Genomic DNA, 15,529 nt, shown 5'->3' with positions numbered 1-15,529 from the left:
CTAACAGTCAGAAGCCAACTTTGTCCCTCCTCCTCCCTTCAAGTCCTACCATACAAGCCAGCCTTGCTGGCGAACCAGGCGACGCGGCTACTCGACAGGGCGCGGGCCGCGGCTCAGACCTCCCACGGCACGCCGCCCTCCCAGCGCGCCACCAGCAGGTCGATGAACCCTCGCACCCGTGGCGATAGGTGGCGCTTGCTCGGGTAGACGATGCGGATCGGCTCCGCCGGCGGCCGGTAATCGTGCAACACCTCCAGCAAAGCCCCGGCGCGCAAGTCTTCGCTGATGATGTAGGTCGGCAGGTGGATCAGCCCGAACCCAGCCCGCGCACCGGCCAGCATGGCTTCTGAGCTGTCGATGTTGAGCCGCCCGGGTTCTTCGCACAGGTGCAGCCCGGCCTCGGTGCGAAAGCGCCAGGGCGCGGACTTTTCGCCGACCAGGAAGGCAATCTTGTCATGCCCATACAGGTCCGCCGGCACCCGCGGGGTGCCGTGGCGCTCGAGGTAGCCGGGCGAGGCGCAGGTGACGAACTGCTGCCAGGCCACGGTACGGGTCAGCAGCTGTGAGTCCTCTTTCGGCGCGCCGATACGCACCGCCACGTCGACGCCCTCCTCGACCAGGTCGACATACCGGTCGGTAAACCGGATATCGGCGCGCAGGTCGGGCCACTGCTTGAGGTAGGCATCGAGAATCGGCAGCACATGGCGCTGGCCGAACGACAGCGGCGCGGTCAGGCGCAGGGTGCCGGTGGGCTTGCCCCGGCGCAGAGCCATGGTGCTTTCGACCTCGTCGAGGTCGTCGAGAATCTGCCGCCAGCGCTCGAACGCCACCAGCCCTTCGTCGGTCAGGCTCAACTTGCGCGTGGTGCGGTTGAGCAGGCGCACGCCCATGCGCGCCTCCAGGCGGGCGATGCCCTTGCCCACCGCCGAGCGGGTCAGGCCCAGGCTGGCCGCCGCAGCGGTGAAACTGCCGGCTTTCACGGCGCTGACGAAGGCGGCGATATCGCCAAAGCGGTTGGGTTCCATGCTGTATTCCTGGGTAAGGCAAGACCTGCTAGATGGGTGCGGCCCGTCCGATTGCAAGGGCTATCGCGGCTGCGGGGCCAGGATCCGCCGCTAGATCGACCCCAATCGAACAGCGGCGCAGGCGTGCGGGCGAAAAGACGGCTCACGCCCTGGTAATGAGGAAGCCGTGCTGAACGCCAGGGCCGGTGACCGCAGTGCCACGGCACCCGGCATAAGGCACCGCCGGCGCGCCCGCCTAGAACTGCACGCCGCGGGTCAGGCCACCATCGACCAGCAGGTTGGTGCCGGTGATGAAGCTCGCCGCGGGGCTGGCCAGGAACACCGCCGCCCGCGCCACTTCATCGGGCCGCGCCATGCGCCCCAGGGGGTTGGCGGCCAGGCTGCGGGCGAAGGCCTCGGGTTGCTCGCGCTCGATCTTGCCCCATACGCCATCGGCAAAGTAGACATTGCCCGGCGACACGCAATTGACCCGGATGCCCTCGTGGGCATGGCGCGCCGACAGGGTCTTGCCATAGTGGTTGAGGGCGGCCTTGAGCACGCCATAGGGTTCGTCGAAGCTACTCAGCTCCCGGCCCGATACGCTGGAAATCAGCACGACCGCCGCCCGCGCCGAAGCCCGCAACCATGGCAACGCCGCCGCGACCAGGCCGACGCTGCCCAGCAGGTCGGTCTCGAACGCCTGGCGCCACACCGTGGCCTCGCTGCCATGGGCCAGGGCACTGACATTGGGCACGACGATATCGACGCCGCCCAGGCGCTCAGCCGCCTGGGCAACCCAGGCCGTGACTTGCCCGGCATCGGTGATATCCACCGCCCAGCCCTGGGCATCGGCCCCCAGCTCGGCCTCGGCGGCGCGCACGCCAGCCTGGTCACGGGCACAGAAGGCCACCTGGGCGCCTTCGGCGAGGAAGCCCTCGACGATTGCCCGGCCAATACCGCGGGTGCCGCCGCTGACCAGTACCCGTGCGCCTTGCAGTTGCAGGTCCATGAATGTTTCCTCTGGCTGATTGAAGTGGCGCGAGTCTAGAGGCGATCGCGCGCCAGCCTGCTGTCTGGGCCGAGAAAAGCCATGCAGTTCGACATTGCCGAACAGACACGCCTGCAAGCCTGGCCGATTGCAGGCACAATGGCCGGCCACCGCCCACTTGGGATCGCCCCATGTCCAGCAATAGCCGTCAGATCCAGTCCCTCGAACGGGCCATGCACCTGCTCGAGCTGATCCGCGCCGAGGGCGGCCGTGCCCGCCTGAACGACCTGGCCGCGCTCAGCGGCCTGGGCAAGAGCACCGTGCATGGGCTGCTCGACACCCTGATGTCGCTGGGCTATGTCAGCCGCGACCAGCGCCATTACGCTTTGGGCCTGCGTCTGCGGCAACTGGCGCAGCCGGTGGGCGAAACCGAGCAACGCCTGCGCCAGGCCTTCACCCCGGCCTTGCGTGCGTTCGCCGAACTGTGCGGCGAGCGTTGTTTCCTCGCCGTGCCCGGCGGCACCCGAGCCTACCTTACCCTGGCCGCGCTCGATGGCCGCGGCCAGCCCCTGCAACTGCCGGCGGACACCCGCCGCGACGGCCTGGCCACCTCGGCGATCGGCAAGGTGCTGCTGGCCCACGACCGGCAACTGGCGCGGCAGTTGGCGCGCACCCAACCGGTGGCCGAGGCCCTGACCGAAGAACTGCACCAGGTGGCCAACCAGGGATATGCCCTCGACCTCGCCGCCTCGCGCCCCGACCTGCACTGCTTCGCCCTGCCCCTGCGCCTGCGCGGCCAGGTGGTCGCCGCGTTGGGCGCCGGCGGCCCTGCCGAACGCCTGCAGGCACCGGTGATGCGCCGCATGGCGGGCCGGGCGATGCGTTCGCTGTTCGATCTGGTCAAGTGCTGAGCGCTACAGGCGTTTGCAGGCCATCGACTTCTTCGGCCCGATATGCGCATGGAGCCATTGCCCGACGACGCCGCCCTGCAACTGGGCGGGTCCCGCGATAGCACCTACGTGCGCAAGGAGGTGGTCCACACCAACGACTGGGACGACGTGGCCCATCCCGGCGGCTGTACCAACCTGCTGCGCGTGAACAAGGCACGCTAGATCAGCGATTTCGCCACCAAGGGCCGCTGCAACGGCGTGGACCTGGCGCCATGAGCGCGGGGCCAGCCCGCTCCCGCGGCCAGCCAGGACTTGCCCCGCGCGTGTAGGGCGCCGCCCTGGCCAAACACGGCGAACCGTCTTTACTTGCTGGTACACCCCTTGCCCTCGGTGTACGCCCATGAAGATCGTGGTCACCAGCATCCTCGTCGACGACCAGGCCAAGGCCCAGGCCTTCTACCACCATGTGCTGGGCTTCGAGCCCAAGCACGACATCCCCCTGGGCAAGTACCGCTGGCTCACCCTCACCTCGCCCAACGACCCCAACGGGGTCGAACTGCTGCTCGAGCCCGACGCCCATCCGGCGGCCAGGACCTACAAGGCCGCCCTGAAACAGGACGGTATCCCCGCCACCTCGTTCGGGGTGCGCGATATCCAGGCCGAATACCAGCGCCTGTGCAAGGCCGGTGTGCAGTTCACCCAGCCACCCACGGACGTGGGGCCGGTCACGGTGGCAGTGTTCGACGATACCTGCGGCAACCTGATCCAGATTGCCCAGCGGCATTAGGCTCTGTACGAAAAGCCTTGATACTCGTTCATGCTGCGTTGAAAACAGCCTCGCCTGACCTTCGTCTCAAGACTTTTCATACAGAGCCTAGGTTTTTACGCGGCTTCAGCGCAGGCCGTTATCAGTTTGCTTGCATGGGGCCTGTTATTTCTACCAGTTGCGGCCGCATCCAAACAGCCTATAGCCTCACATCACAAGACCCACTTCTTGGAGATGTGTTCATGTCCACAACAGCACAGCGCGCATTCTCATTGCGTTATTGGATTAGCAACGCCACACCGTCGCTCATGACTCAGGGAGAGGAAGCCAATTATTTTCTTTGCAATGGCAATGATAAAGTGTTGGTGAATGTCCTGCTTCAGGCGCTGGATGTTCAAGGGCGCCCCACCGCGCTTACCCGCGACGAACTCGATAACATTGAATTGTTTGACACATTGAACGCGGGGGCGCTGCAGGAGTCGCTAATTGCAAAACGTCTGTCCGCACCAGGCACTGAATCAACGCTTAACGCCGACACAGCGGTGATCACTTTCGAAATCTCAACACAAACGCCGGGAACTTGGCGCTTGGGTGCGCGTTTGAAATCCGACGAAAAAATTTTAGCCAACGAGAGCCGTGAGTTTATTGTAAAAGATGAAAAAGGTAATCGCTATCACCCGCGCAGCGCACTGAATGGCGACCTCTATTTCAGGAACAGCCAAGGTCAGCATTACCAGTTCAACAAGTCGCACCTAATAGACGTTGACGGCCATGCCATCACCCTCCAAGCAGGCGAAGACGAAAGGCTCCGGTTACTCCTTGAACAAGAACGACTGGGAGAAATCAATAGTCCCTTACATATTACTGCAACGGCAGAACCGCTCTGGAGAACGACGGACCACCCTGACTTTGAAGTCAGCCAATATCGACACCATTATCATTACCGCGAACAACCGCTGCCCTTGTTTTTTGTTGAGGTCTACGACGTCTGGAAAATAAGGCTCACCCAAGGGCGAAAAATAGCGAGCTGCACAACCATCCCTAACGCCGACCATGTGTTCTGGGGGAAGATTAGTTTAGAAAGTTCTTCTACCGGCCCCTACTTAAACCAGCGTAACGCCACCTACTACCAATATGGCGAAGCCAGAACCATAAATTTCCCACAATTCACCTGCCCTCCTCTCACAATAAATAAAGAAAGCGCAATTTACATCGGGCGACACGTTGTGCACAGCATGCCTCCACAGTTCTTCGTACCGATACTCGATACAGGCCCCGAAGAACTTGGAATGGTCGTTATCGACACCGACCAAAAACGTCATAACGTCTCAGTGATTTTCAATAGTGACGGATACGTCGGTCTGAAAGCACGACCTGCCTAGTTTTGCACGAAAAGGCTTGGTACTCGTTCATGCTACGTTGCAAACAGCCTCGGAAGGCCCATGTACTCCAGTACAATCGAGCGGAACGCTGACCGTTCCTCGGCTGTTTTCGCCTTGCCTGACCTTCGTCTCAAGACTTTTCATATAAAGCCAAGTTGGCCAAGTGCTTGCTGTAAGCCGCTTGAACACACGCAGCGATTTCAGCGCCAAAGACGGTATTTCGCGTCACGACCTGGGGCAACCGGGTGTTCTGCAAGGGCGCCCTACGCTACATTGCCGACTCCCCCAGCGCAGCCACAACAAGGAAAACCCATGCGCTACGAGTTCAGCGAAGTCCTCAATGACCAGGTCGACTATTTCCTGCTCGGTGATATCCAGTTGCTCGAGCAGTTCAAGCAACAGCATCAGTTGCCCGACGACCTGGCCCGCGCCTTCACCAGCGGTGACAGCGGCGACCAGGCGGTGCGCGAGGGTGTCATACTGCCCCTGGCCGGCATCGACAACCTGCCCTACCGCATCCTCTTCACCCTGGATGGCCATCCTCCGGCCCTGCTTGAGCCTGGCAGCCGGCTCAAGCACCGCCGAAGCGGGCACCGGCTGCGTGTCGAGCATCGCGGGCTGATGCTGTTCACCTGGCGCATCCTGCAGCACTTCACCAACAAGACCCTCGGCGACCTGCTGGCGCGCTACCAGGAGCCGGGGCGGCCGCTGATCGCCCTGGACAACGGCGAGTATGACGTGCAGGTGCTGGCGGGGGCGCTGGTGCGCGACGGGTTGTACGAGCCGGCGTTCGAGTTCGTGTTGCGCAAGGCCCAGCGCCACGAGCCGGTGGCCGAGGTGGACATCAGCTATCGCTATGCCCTGCGCGGCTACTTCGACTGAGATCTCGCCATCGCGGGTCAAGCCCGCGCAGCCTGGCACCGGCCATGCCGGTGTTCGCCGGCCAGCCGGCTCCTACCGCAGCCCTGGCTGGCGAAACAGGCCCCGCGAAGGGCCGCCTCAGGCATGGTTGATATCGCGGTCCTTGGTCTCGGGCAGGAAGAAGATACCCAGCACCGCGGTCATCACCGCGATCACGATCGGGTACCACAGCCCGTAGTAGATATCCCCCGTGGCCGCGACCATGGCGAACGCCACGGTTGGCAAGAAGCCGCCGAACCAGCCGTTGCCGATGTGATACGGCAGCGACATCGAGGTGTAGCGGATCCGTGCCGGGAACAGCTCCACCAGCCAGGCGGCGATCGGCCCGTAGACCATGGTCACGTAGATCACCAGGAGGGTCAGCAACAACAGCACCATCGGGTAGTGGATCTTCGCCGGGTCGGCCTTTTCCGGGTAGCCCGCGTCCTTCAGCGCCGTGCCCAGGGTGGCGCTGAACGCGTCGTTCCGGGCCTTGAAGTCCGCCGCTGCCAGGCTGTTGCCATCGAAGCTGGGCAGCACCCGCTCGCCGATGCGCACCTGGGCCACGCTACCGGGCTCGCCAGCCTGGTTGGTGTAGGGGATGGCGCGCTTGGCCAGCAGGCTCTTGGCGATGTCGCACGAACTGCTGAAGCGGGCCTTGCCCACCGGGTCGAACTGGAACGCGCACTGGGCGGGGTCGGCGATCACCACCACCGGGTTCTGTTCCTGGGCGACGAACACGTCCGGGTTGCCGTACTCGGTGAGCCCCTTGAAGATCGGGAAATAGGTCAGCGCGGCAATGATGCACCCCGCCATGATGATCGGCTTGCGCCCGATACGGTCGGACAGGCTGCCGAACAGGATGAAGAACGGCGTGCCGATCAGCAGGGAACCGGCGATCAGCAGGTTGGCGGTCTGCGGGTCGATCTTGAGCATCTGCAACAGGAAGAACAGCGCGTAGAACTGCCCGGTGTACCACACCACCGCCTGGCCGGCGGTGCCACCGAGCAGCGCCATGATCACCACCTTGAGGTTGTCCCAGCGGGCGAACGATTCGGTCAGCGGCGCCTTGGAAGCCTTGCCTTCGGCTTTGATCTTCATGAACACCGGCGACTCGTTCAGTTGCAGGCGGATGTACACCGAAATCGCCAGCAGCAGGATCGACAGCAGGAATGGCAACCGCCAGCCCCAGGCCTCGAACGCCTCGGTGCCCATGGCCGTGCGACAGGCCAGGATCACCAGCAGCGAGAGGAACAAGCCAAGGGTGGCGGTGGTCTGGATCCAGGCGGTGAAAAAGCCCCGCCGCCCCTTGGGTGCGTGCTCGGCCACGTAGGTCGCCGCGCCACCGTACTCACCGCCCAGTGCCAGCCCCTGCAGCAGGCGCAGGGTGATGAGGATCACCGGGGCCGCCACGCCGATTGCCGCGTAGCCGGGCAGCAAGCCGACGATGGCGGTGGACAGGCCCATGATCACGATGGTGATGAGGAAGGTGTACTTGCGCCCGATCATGTCGCCCAGGCGGCCGAACACGATGGCGCCGAACGGACGCACGGCGAAGCCTGCGGCGAAGGCCAGCAAGGCGAAGATGAACGCGGTGGTCTCATTGACCCCGGCAAAGAAGTGCTTGGCGATGATCGCCGCCAGTGAGCCGTAGAGGTAGAAGTCGTACCATTCGAACACCGTGCCCAGGGACGAGGCGAAGATGACCTTGCGCTCCTCCCGGGTGATGCCGCGTTGGGGCGCGCTACTGCCCGTGGATGCGCTGTCGAGGACCGCCATGGGTCGCCTCCGGGATGATCGGTGCGGGCCGGCGTATTCCCAACGATCTCGAACGCACATACCCAGGCCGCAGGGCTTTAAGGTTGCGCGAAGCACGACGAGGCGCGGCCTCGGATCGCGGCAAGATAATCTGAAGCATAATCGCCTTTGCGTGGATATCCACTCAAGTGCCATACAGGTAGAGCAATGACGCGAATGGATACCCCATGACAGCAAGCCCCGACACCGCCTGGCACGGCGAGCTGTGGTTGGCCGACGACCATTGCCTGGTGCTGGGTACCCCTGGGCGCACCTCGGCCCATGCCCACTACGCCCACCAGGTGCTGATCGCCGAGCACGGCGAGCTGTGCCTGGAGATCGCCGGCCAGCGCCAGTGCGGCGCCTTGCTGGCGGTGCCGTCGCTGCAAGCCCATGCCGTGGTCGAGCCACAGGGGCGCTGCATCACGGTGTTCGCCGAGCCGCTGGCGTTCGACCTCGATACCCTGGTTGCCCTGTGCCGCCAGGCCCAAGGCGATGCCCAGGCCTTGGCCGAACGCCTGCGCGATTGTCCGCGTCGCCCGCTCGATCCGCGCCTGGCCTGCGCCCTGGCGCGCCTGCGCGCGCTGGACGAACAACCCCTGCCGGCGCACGCCCTGGCCCAGGCCGCGAGCCTGTCGCTGAGCCAGCTGGAACGGCTGTTCAGCGCCCGCCTGGGGCAGTCGGTGCGGCGCCTGGTGCTGTGGCAGCGCCTGCGCCTGGCCTTGCAGCGGGCGTTGGCCGGCGACAACCTGACCGCCGCGGCCATGGCCGCCGGTTTCGCCGACTCGGCACACCTGTCGCGCAGCCTGCGCCAGCAGTTCGGCATTCGTGCCAGCGAGGCGCTGCGTCATCTGCGCTCAGGCGCCCTCCCCTAGGGCCGCGCGCAAGGCCGCCGGCACGCTGGCCGGGGGCTGCTCAGCGTTTGCATCGCGCCAGGGTTCGCGCAATTGGGCCAGGTACCCGACCGGGTAGTCCGGACGGTCGCCGATGCCCATGTCGTCGTCGGCCAGGGCATAGCCCGGCAGGTGCAGCGCGGTGCCCAGCAGGCGGTCCCACAGCGGCAGGAACAAGGCGAAATTGACATCGCCCACGTGGCCGTACTTCAGGTGATGCAGGCGATGCACCGGCGCCCAGGCGAACACATGGCACAGCCAGCCGATGCGCATGTCGACATTGCTGTGCTGCAGCAGCAACTGGATGGCGATGCTGAACGCCAGCAAGGCCGCGACATCCTGCGGCAGGCCCAGCAACACCAGTGGCAAAACGCCGCCCAGGGCCTCGGCAAGCTGATGCAACGGGTGTTTCATCAGGCCATTGAAACCGTACAGCCGGGTCACGCTGTGGTGCACCGCATGCAGGCGCCAGAGCAGCGCGCTGCGGTGGCTGGCGTAGTGCACCAGGGTGATGCCCAGGTCCGCCAGCGGGATCGCCAGCAGCAGTTGCCAATGCACGGCCCAGTGGCTGGGCCAGCAATCGCTGCTCGGCAGCCAGGCGGGCAGCAGCGCGATGGCGGCGATGCCCAGGCTGTTGAGGGTCTCGTTGACCACGGCATGCAGATAGTCGCGCGGCCCTTCGCCGGTGCCCGAGGCCCAGGCCTGTTTGTAGGGGTACAGGGCCTCGCAGCAGAACGACAACAGGATGGCCACGGCCAGCAGCGGCAGCAGCCAGGCGATGCTGGCACCGAGGTGGATCAGGTAGAGCGCGGTGCCGATGAAGCCGAAGAACAGGCACGGGGCGTAGAAGATGCGCATGGGTAGGTCCGTCTCTGGTTGGGGAGGCGCCAGTGTTGCTTGAGCTCGGCAGTGCGGGCTTGAACGAACGGCGCATGTTTGCCGTTCCCCAACCCTGGGGCCACTCGCCCACCCAGGAGCCCTCGGGCAAGCCATCTTTGCCACTGCCGCGAACCGCGTTCCAGAGCCTGCCATGCGCCCTGCAGAAGAACCTGGCACAACAGTTGCCCATCCCTCCCCAGACGCCCCAACCCCTGGGCCCGTATGCAGGAGGAAGCGACTCATGCACCGACCGACACCCCACCCGCTGGCCGTGGCGATCTTCGCCGGCCTGCTCCAGCTACCGGCCCAGGCTGCGCTGTATGCGGTCGACACCGGCCCCTACGCGCTGCCCACCGGCAAGTTCCCCGCCTGGTACCAGGACACCCATGGCCGGGTCCTCGACCTGTGCCTGTCCAAGGCCGTCAGCTCACGGGTGGCCGGTGCCCCCGGCGCGCCGTCGTACATGTGCACCCTGCTGCCCACCCCAGGCGTGTTCGATGACACCCGCCCGCTGGCCTTCCCCAGCAACTTCCCCGACGAAGCCTTCTGGTTCACCGCCGACGCCGCCATCGTCGACGCCGCCCGCGGCATCGACCTGAGCTTCGGCACCGCCATCGAGGCGGCCTTCGGCGGCGGCGATCCAAAGGACAACGACCAGATCAGCTTCGCCCGGGTGCGCATCCGCGTCGATGTGCCGGTGGCCGGCACCTACGTGGTCACCCACCCCTACGGCGTCGATGTGTTCGACGTGCCGGCCGGGGGCCGCCGGGCGATCAACATGACCCGCGACATCGGCATCGGCTCGCCGGGCGATTTCAGCGGCGCGCTCAAGGGCGACGTCGGGCCGTTCCTGCGCAGCGTCAATGGCCCCTACAGCGAAACCAACCCGGACACCGGCGCCAGCGAGCGCTACGTCGGCGACCCGAACCTGGAAGAGCCGGTGACCGGCAGCCCATTCAACACCAACTTCGTGCGCATCGAAGGGCCCAACGGTATCGACCTGCGCACCGAGCTGTTCGCGGTCTCTGGCAAGTTGTCCACGGTCAACCGCCCGACCCCGCTGATCCCGCAGCGCAGCACCTACTCGCGACACAGCGAGAACGGCGACCTGCGCGCCCAGCAGGATGTGTTCGTGATGGCCCCGCCAGCCCCGGCCACGGTGACCCTGAGCAGCCAGACCCCGAGCCTGGCCCTGGGCGAGGCCAACGGCACCGGCGCCTGGTACGCCCAGTCGGCGCTCAACCCGACCTTGCCGCTGACCTTGCAGGTGACCGCCGACAACAGCCTGGCCATCGCCACCAGCACGCCGACCACCGCGGCCATGCCCCTGGTCGACCTGGTGACCATCAGCCGCGCCGAGTACAGCCTGGCCAGCGGCCAGCTGACCCTGGTCGCCAGCAGCAGCGACGAGACCAGCCCGCCGGCGCTCACCGCGCGCACCGGCACCGGCACCTTGATCGGCAGCCTCAGCGGCAACGGCGCGGTCAAGACCCTGACCACCGGGCTTTCGCCGATTCCGCCGGCACGGGTGCAGGTCAGCAGCGCCAATGGCGGCAGCGACAGCGAAGACGTGGTGCTGGTGCCATGAACAGACAAGGGCCCCGCCCTCAAGGAGGCAGCATGAACACTTGGTCACGCCGTGCCCTGTGCGCCGCCGGTTTCACCCTCACCCTGAGCAGTGCGGCCTGGGCCGCGCTGTCCGAGGTCGACCCCGGCCCCTACACCTTCGCCACCGGGGGCTACCCCATGTGGTACAAGGACCACACCAACCTCGCCCTGGAGCTGTGCCAGTCGCGCGCCACCAGCACCCGCGCCCCCGGCGCGCCGGGAGCCCCGGCCTATATGTGCACCCTGCTGCCCGAGCCAGGCGTGTACGACGACGCGCTGCCGCTGGTGTTCCCCGACAACTGGCCGCCAGAGATGTTCTGGTTCCTCGCCGAGACCGAGATTCCGGCAATCGGCAACAGCGGCTATGAGCTGGAAGTCTACGTGGCCGGCCTGGAGGCGGCATTTGCCGCCGAGAACCCGGTCGACGGCGACCAGCAGAGCTTCGCCCGCATTCGCATCCGCGCCTCGGTGCCGAGCGCCGGCACCTACACCATCACCCACCCCTATGGCGTGGAGACGGTCAACGTCGCCGCCGGCCAGGTCGGTCGACGGGCGATCAACATCACCCGCGACATCGGTATCGGCGCCCCGGGTAACTTCAGTGGTGCCCTGACCGGTGACCTCGGCCCGTTCCTGCGCGGCATCGGCGGCCCCTACACCGCGGTCAACCCTGATACCGGTGCCACCGAGACCTTCGTCGGCGACCCGAACATCGCCGAGGCGGTGACCGGCAGCCCCAACAACACCAACTTCGTGCGTATCCAGGGCCCGGCCGGGACCCTCCAGACCAACGTCTTCACCGTCTCCGGCAAGGTCCTCGACCAGCGCCAGCAGACCCCGGTGACCCTCGAGCGCGCCACCTACCAGCGCAACGCCGCCGGTACCCGAGTCGAGGTCTACGCCAAGGCGCCGAACAGCGCCAGCCTGTGCTTGCGCAACGGCCTGGCGCTGGTCGGCACGCCGCCTTCACCGTGCCAGTTCGCCCTGCTCGCCGACAACAACGGGCTGTTCTTCAGCCAGCAACTGAGCCAGGCCGTGCCGCCGCCCGTGGTGGTGGTCACCGCCAGCAGCCCCACCGGCAGCACCCGGCCCACCTCGCTGTCGAGCAAGCTCAGCGACGTGGTCAAGGTCAATACCGCCCGCTATGACTGGGCCAGCAAGCGCCTGCTGATCGAGGCGCGCTCCAGCGACGAAGTAGTGGTGCCCGACTTGCTGGTGCAGGGTTTCGGGCGCATGTCCAAGGCTGGCGTGGCGCAGAGCCTCACGGTCAACGACCTGGGCCAGCCACCCGCGTCGATTACCGTCAAGTCGGCCCACGGCGGCAGCGATGTCGAGCCAGTGGTGGTGGTCGGCAGCGCGCCGGTGCAGGCCGAGAACCAGGCACCGATCGCCCGCGCCGACGCGGCCAGCACCAGCGTCGGCGTCCCCGTGACCCTCAGCCTGCTGGCCAACGACAGCGACCCGGACGGCAACCTGCCGCTGTCGATCAGCGACCTCACCCAACCTGGCACCGGCCTGGGCGGCGTGGTGCTCAATGGCACCACTGCCGTCACCTACACCCCGCCGGCCGGGGCCACCACGCCACTGCTGGCCACCTTCAGCTACCGCGCCATGGACGCCAAGGGCCTGAAGTCGACAGCCGCCACGGTGACCGTCAACGTCGCGCCGAACCAGCCACCCAGCGCGATCGCCGACAATGCCGCCACCCTCGGCGTGCCGCTGACCATCAATGCCCTGGCCAACGACACCGACCCGGAAGGCAACCTGCCGCTGAGCATCGCCAGCGTCACCCAGCCGACCACCGCCGGGCGCGGTACGGTCAGCACCGACGGCAACGTCATCACCTACACGCCACCGGCCTCGATCCCGAGCGGGTTCACCACCAGCTTCAGCTACGTCGCCCGTGATGCCCTCGGCGCGCTGTCCAGCCCCGCCACGGTCACCGTGCAGGTATCGCCACGGCCAGCCCAGGAGACCTTCGCGGTCACCGCGGCAACGGTCACCGCGCGCTCGAACAACCGCTTCAACTGGGACATCAGCGGCACCTCCTCGATCACCACCGGCAACACCATCACCGTGCGGGTGACCACCACCACTGGCGTGCAGACCCTGGGCACCACCACGGTGCCGGTGACCGGGCGCTGGCGCCTGGCAGTGAGCAACAGCACCACGGCCGTGCCGACCGCGGCGCCAACGGCCACCGTGACCAGCAGCCAGGGCACCACCCGTACCGTCAACGTGACCGTGCAATAGCCGCCGGAGGACGCCATGAAGCCCCTGCATTGCCTGTTGCTGTGCCTGGCCCTGGTCGACCAGGCCCAGGCCGACGACCTGATGGACAACGCCGACCTCGCCGTCGGCAACGACCTCGGCGAGCCGCTGGTGGTGCGCCTGCTGCCGCTGGCTGCCGGCCAGGCGGCGCTGATCGAGCAACAGGGCGCGGGCAACCGCGCCGCCCTCGACCAGTCCGGCCAGGCCCTGCTGGGCCGCATCGTCCAGGCCGGTGGCGCGCAGGAGGCGTACATCCTCCAGCAAGGCAGCGACCTCAGCGCGACCATCAGCCAGCAGGGCTACGGCAACGACGCGTCGATCCGCCAGAGCGGCAGCAGCAACAGCGCCGCCATCGAGCAGGTCGGCAACCGCAACAGCGCCAGCATCGACCAGCGCGGCACGGGCCTGAACAGCACCGTGACCCAGGTCGGCAATGGCCAGCAGATCCACATCACCCAGTACCGCTAGACAGACCTGGAGGCATCACCATGCATACGCTCGCCCCCCTGAGCGCCGCCATTGTCCTGGCCCTTGCCGGCCAGGCGCTGGCCGACGACAGCAACTCGACCCAGTCCCAGCAGGGCAACCAGAACATCGCCGAGGTCAGGCAGATGGCCGCGCCGTTCGCCTCGGCCACCCAGACCCAGACCGGCCAGGGCCACAACCACATGGCTGTGCAGGACAACAGCACCAGCCATATCCAGCAGAGCGCCAGCGGCTCGTACAACGCCGGCTACGCCGAGCAGTTGTTCGAGAACGGCAGCCAGATCACCCAGCGCGCCGGCGGCAACACCAACGATGCCTTCGCCAGCCAGTCGGTGGGGGTCAACAACGAGGCGCTGCAGGTGCAGCAAGGCAGCGGCAACCGCTCGGTGATCTGGCAGGACACCCAGACCACCAGCCAGGCCACCACCCTGCAGTCCGGCCACGGCAACGACGCGACCATCGAGCAGTTGTTCGGTGGCACCAACAACAAGGGCCTGATCCAGCAAGGCGGCACCGGCAACCAGGCCGCCGCCGAACACATGACCCACCTGGACGGCGATATCGCCATCTACCAGGAGGGCAAGCAGAACTGGGCCTATGGCGACCAGCGCGATGGCCTGGGCGGCAGCATCGGCATCAACCAGTACGGTACCGGCAACTCGGTGGAGGTGTGGCAGGACAACCAGTCCGCCAGCTATGCCAATGTCTATCAGAATGGCCAGCAGAACGAAGGCTACATCGACCAGAGCTTTGGCCAGGGCAATACTGCCGGCCTGAGCCAGACCGGCCGCGGCAACGCCAGTTGGTCGGACCAGTTCGAGACCAGCCAGTCGGTCACCAGCATTTCGCAGATCGGCAACAACAACCTGCATTTCACCTACCAGACCGGCGACAACCATAGCCTGAGCATCAGCACCCAGGGCAATGGCAACCAGATCATGGCCAGCAACTGGAAAGGCGCGAAGTCAGGTGGGCAGTTCGGCGACAGCCAGCACGCCGAGATCAACCAGGCCGGCAATGGCAATGGCGTGAACATCACCCAGGAAGGCAGCAGCCAGCTGGCGCGGTTGAACCAGTACGGTAACCGCAACCAGATGGAGACTCGCCAGGGCGACAGCAACAACGAGTTGTATTTCGAGCAGAACGGTAGCGACAACCTGCTGATCGTCGACCAACGCGGTAGCGCCAACTACGCCGAGGGCCTGGCCGGGGGCAATGGCGGCAGCATCAGCCTCGATCAATCCGGCAGTGGCAACCAGAGTTATACCTACCAGCTGTATGGCCAGGGCAACCAGGCCACCATCAAGCAGACCGACGGCGTCAACCTGGCCTACGTGACCCAGGGCGGCAATGGCAACCAGGCTTTTGTCGACCAGAGCGGGGCCAGCCAGACGGCCACCATTACACAGTACGGCAATGCCAACATGGCGACCGTTACCCAGCAATGATGCCCTTCCCCCTTGGACCGCGGTGTTGGCCTCTCCCTGGCACTGCGGTTCTTTTTTCTGGGAGTTGTTCTGTTGTTCTGGAGTCTTTGAGTTTCCGAGCGTGAGTTTTGAAAGCTATATGCGCATTCATTTTCTATATCGACGCACAGTCACCTTTTCGCCTTTACGGCGACCTCCTTTTGCACGCGGGCAAAAGGAGGCAAAAACCGCTGGCTCC

14 protein-coding genes are annotated in these 15,529 nt (G+C 65.8%); 10 read left to right on the top strand and 4 right to left on the bottom strand.

Features of this window, described 5'->3' with window-relative positions:
• Positions 1–113: 113 nt before the first annotated feature.
• Together NJG22_RS24060 and NJG22_RS24055 are read right to left on the bottom strand one after the other, a co-directional pair.
• On the bottom strand, positions 114–1,025 hold the full coding sequence (locus tag NJG22_RS24060; RefSeq protein ID WP_253098399.1) for a LysR family transcriptional regulator: 912 nt from the start codon (positions 1,023–1,025) through the stop codon (positions 114–116).
• A gap of 235 nt (positions 1,026–1,260) precedes the next feature.
• Entirely contained in the window at positions 1,261–2,013 is a 753-nt protein-coding gene (locus NJG22_RS24055) for an SDR family oxidoreductase (protein ID WP_253098397.1), read from the bottom strand.
• A 170-nt stretch (positions 2,014–2,183) separates the two neighbouring features.
• On the opposite strand from NJG22_RS24055, the gene NJG22_RS24050 reads away from it, so the two are divergent.
• The 5 genes from NJG22_RS24050 (at position 2,184) to NJG22_RS24030 (ending at position 5,912) form a co-directional block, all read left to right on the top strand.
• A complete protein-coding gene (locus tag NJG22_RS24050) occupies positions 2,184–2,903 on the top strand; it encodes a helix-turn-helix domain-containing protein (RefSeq protein WP_253098394.1) in 720 nt (239 codons plus the stop codon).
• A 48-nt stretch (positions 2,904–2,951) separates the two neighbouring features.
• The gene (locus tag NJG22_RS24045) at positions 2,952–3,104 is read left to right on the top strand and encodes a hypothetical protein (protein ID WP_253098392.1); all 153 of its coding nucleotides are present in this window, start codon (positions 2,952–2,954) and stop codon (positions 3,102–3,104) included.
• A 178-nt stretch (positions 3,105–3,282) separates the two neighbouring features.
• Positions 3,283–3,669 (top strand): VOC family protein, encoded by a 387-nt coding sequence (locus NJG22_RS24040; protein ID WP_253098390.1) that lies wholly within the window; start codon positions 3,283–3,285, stop codon positions 3,667–3,669.
• Between the two features lie 221 nt (positions 3,670–3,890).
• On the top strand, positions 3,891–5,030 hold the full coding sequence (locus NJG22_RS24035) for a hypothetical protein (protein WP_253098389.1): 1,140 nt from the start codon (positions 3,891–3,893) through the stop codon (positions 5,028–5,030).
• Between the two features lie 312 nt (positions 5,031–5,342).
• Positions 5,343–5,912 carry a hypothetical protein gene (locus NJG22_RS24030; RefSeq protein WP_253098387.1) on the top strand — a complete coding sequence of 190 codons (570 nt, stop codon included), beginning with the start codon at positions 5,343–5,345 and terminating at the stop codon, positions 5,910–5,912.
• 117 nt (positions 5,913–6,029) lie between these two features.
• On the opposite strand, the gene NJG22_RS24025 is transcribed toward NJG22_RS24030, so the two are convergent.
• On the bottom strand, positions 6,030–7,709 hold the full coding sequence (locus NJG22_RS24025; protein WP_253098385.1) for an MFS transporter: 1,680 nt from the start codon (positions 7,707–7,709) through the stop codon (positions 6,030–6,032).
• A gap of 206 nt (positions 7,710–7,915) precedes the next feature.
• Here NJG22_RS24025 and NJG22_RS24020 point away from each other — a divergent pair, with 206 nt between their 5' ends.
• Positions 7,916–8,602, top strand: a complete 687-nt coding sequence (locus NJG22_RS24020) for an AraC family transcriptional regulator (RefSeq protein ID WP_253098383.1) — start codon at positions 7,916–7,918, stop codon at positions 8,600–8,602.
• Here the strand turns inward: NJG22_RS24020 and NJG22_RS24015 are convergent.
• A complete protein-coding gene (locus NJG22_RS24015) occupies positions 8,585–9,478 on the bottom strand; it encodes a sterol desaturase family protein (protein WP_253098381.1) in 894 nt (297 codons plus the stop codon). The two genes, NJG22_RS24020 and NJG22_RS24015, sit on opposite strands and share 18 nt — an antisense overlap.
• Before the next feature lie 262 nt (positions 9,479–9,740).
• Here NJG22_RS24015 and NJG22_RS24010 point away from each other — a divergent pair, with 262 nt between their 5' ends.
• The 4 genes from NJG22_RS24010 to NJG22_RS23995 are packed head-to-tail and all read left to right on the top strand — an operon-like array spanning position 9,741 to position 15,312.
• A complete protein-coding gene (locus NJG22_RS24010; protein WP_253098379.1) occupies positions 9,741–11,087 on the top strand; it encodes a hypothetical protein in 1,347 nt (448 codons plus the stop codon).
• Positions 11,088–11,119: 32 nt separating this feature from the next.
• Positions 11,120–13,360: an Ig-like domain-containing protein gene (locus NJG22_RS24005; protein ID WP_253098377.1), complete on the top strand. Its 2,241-nt coding sequence runs from the start codon at positions 11,120–11,122 to the stop codon at positions 13,358–13,360.
• Positions 13,361–13,375: 15 nt separating this feature from the next.
• Positions 13,376–13,846, top strand: coding sequence for a curlin (locus NJG22_RS24000; protein WP_253098375.1), 471 nt, complete (start codon positions 13,376–13,378; stop codon positions 13,844–13,846).
• 20 nt (positions 13,847–13,866) lie between these two features.
• On the top strand, positions 13,867–15,312 hold the full coding sequence (locus tag NJG22_RS23995; protein ID WP_253098373.1) for a curlin: 1,446 nt from the start codon (positions 13,867–13,869) through the stop codon (positions 15,310–15,312).
• Positions 15,313–15,529 lie beyond the last annotated feature (217 nt).

The sequence above is a fragment of the Pseudomonas sp. VA159-2 genome (assembly GCF_024126635.1).
GTDB classification, from domain to species: Bacteria; Pseudomonadota; Gammaproteobacteria; order Pseudomonadales; family Pseudomonadaceae; genus Aquipseudomonas; species Aquipseudomonas muyukensis.
The sequence above is the reverse complement of the archived record's forward strand: the minus strand, read 5'-3'. Positions and strand labels throughout refer to the sequence as shown.

What these genes read in the sequence shown, in the direction of transcription:
- NJG22_RS24050 (WP_253098394.1), top strand. Translation starts at nt 2,184, where the DNA reads ATGTCCAGCAATAGCCGTCAGATCCAGTCCCTCGAACGGGCCATGCAC.
- NJG22_RS23995 (WP_253098373.1), top strand. Translation starts at nt 13,867, where the DNA reads ATGCATACGCTCGCCCCCCTGAGCGCCGCCATTGTCCTGGCCCTTGCC.
- NJG22_RS24055 (WP_253098397.1), bottom strand. Translation starts at nt 2,013, where the DNA reads ATGGACCTGCAACTGCAAGGCGCACGGGTACTGGTCAGCGGCGGCACC.
- NJG22_RS24025 (WP_253098385.1), bottom strand. Translation starts at nt 7,709, where the DNA reads ATGGCGGTCCTCGACAGCGCATCCACGGGCAGTAGCGCGCCCCAACGC.
- NJG22_RS24035 (WP_253098389.1), top strand. Translation starts at nt 3,891, where the DNA reads ATGTCCACAACAGCACAGCGCGCATTCTCATTGCGTTATTGGATTAGC.
- NJG22_RS24020 (WP_253098383.1), top strand. Translation starts at nt 7,916, where the DNA reads ATGACAGCAAGCCCCGACACCGCCTGGCACGGCGAGCTGTGGTTGGCC.
- NJG22_RS24000 (WP_253098375.1), top strand. Translation starts at nt 13,376, where the DNA reads ATGAAGCCCCTGCATTGCCTGTTGCTGTGCCTGGCCCTGGTCGACCAG.
- NJG22_RS24045 (WP_253098392.1), top strand. Translation starts at nt 2,952, where the DNA reads ATGGAGCCATTGCCCGACGACGCCGCCCTGCAACTGGGCGGGTCCCGC.
- NJG22_RS24040 (WP_253098390.1), top strand. Translation starts at nt 3,283, where the DNA reads ATGAAGATCGTGGTCACCAGCATCCTCGTCGACGACCAGGCCAAGGCC.
- NJG22_RS24060 (WP_253098399.1), bottom strand. Translation starts at nt 1,025, where the DNA reads ATGGAACCCAACCGCTTTGGCGATATCGCCGCCTTCGTCAGCGCCGTG.
- NJG22_RS24010 (WP_253098379.1), top strand. Translation starts at nt 9,741, where the DNA reads ATGCACCGACCGACACCCCACCCGCTGGCCGTGGCGATCTTCGCCGGC.
- NJG22_RS24005 (WP_253098377.1), top strand. Translation starts at nt 11,120, where the DNA reads ATGAACACTTGGTCACGCCGTGCCCTGTGCGCCGCCGGTTTCACCCTC.
- NJG22_RS24015 (WP_253098381.1), bottom strand. Translation starts at nt 9,478, where the DNA reads ATGCGCATCTTCTACGCCCCGTGCCTGTTCTTCGGCTTCATCGGCACC.
- NJG22_RS24030 (WP_253098387.1), top strand. Translation starts at nt 5,343, where the DNA reads ATGCGCTACGAGTTCAGCGAAGTCCTCAATGACCAGGTCGACTATTTC.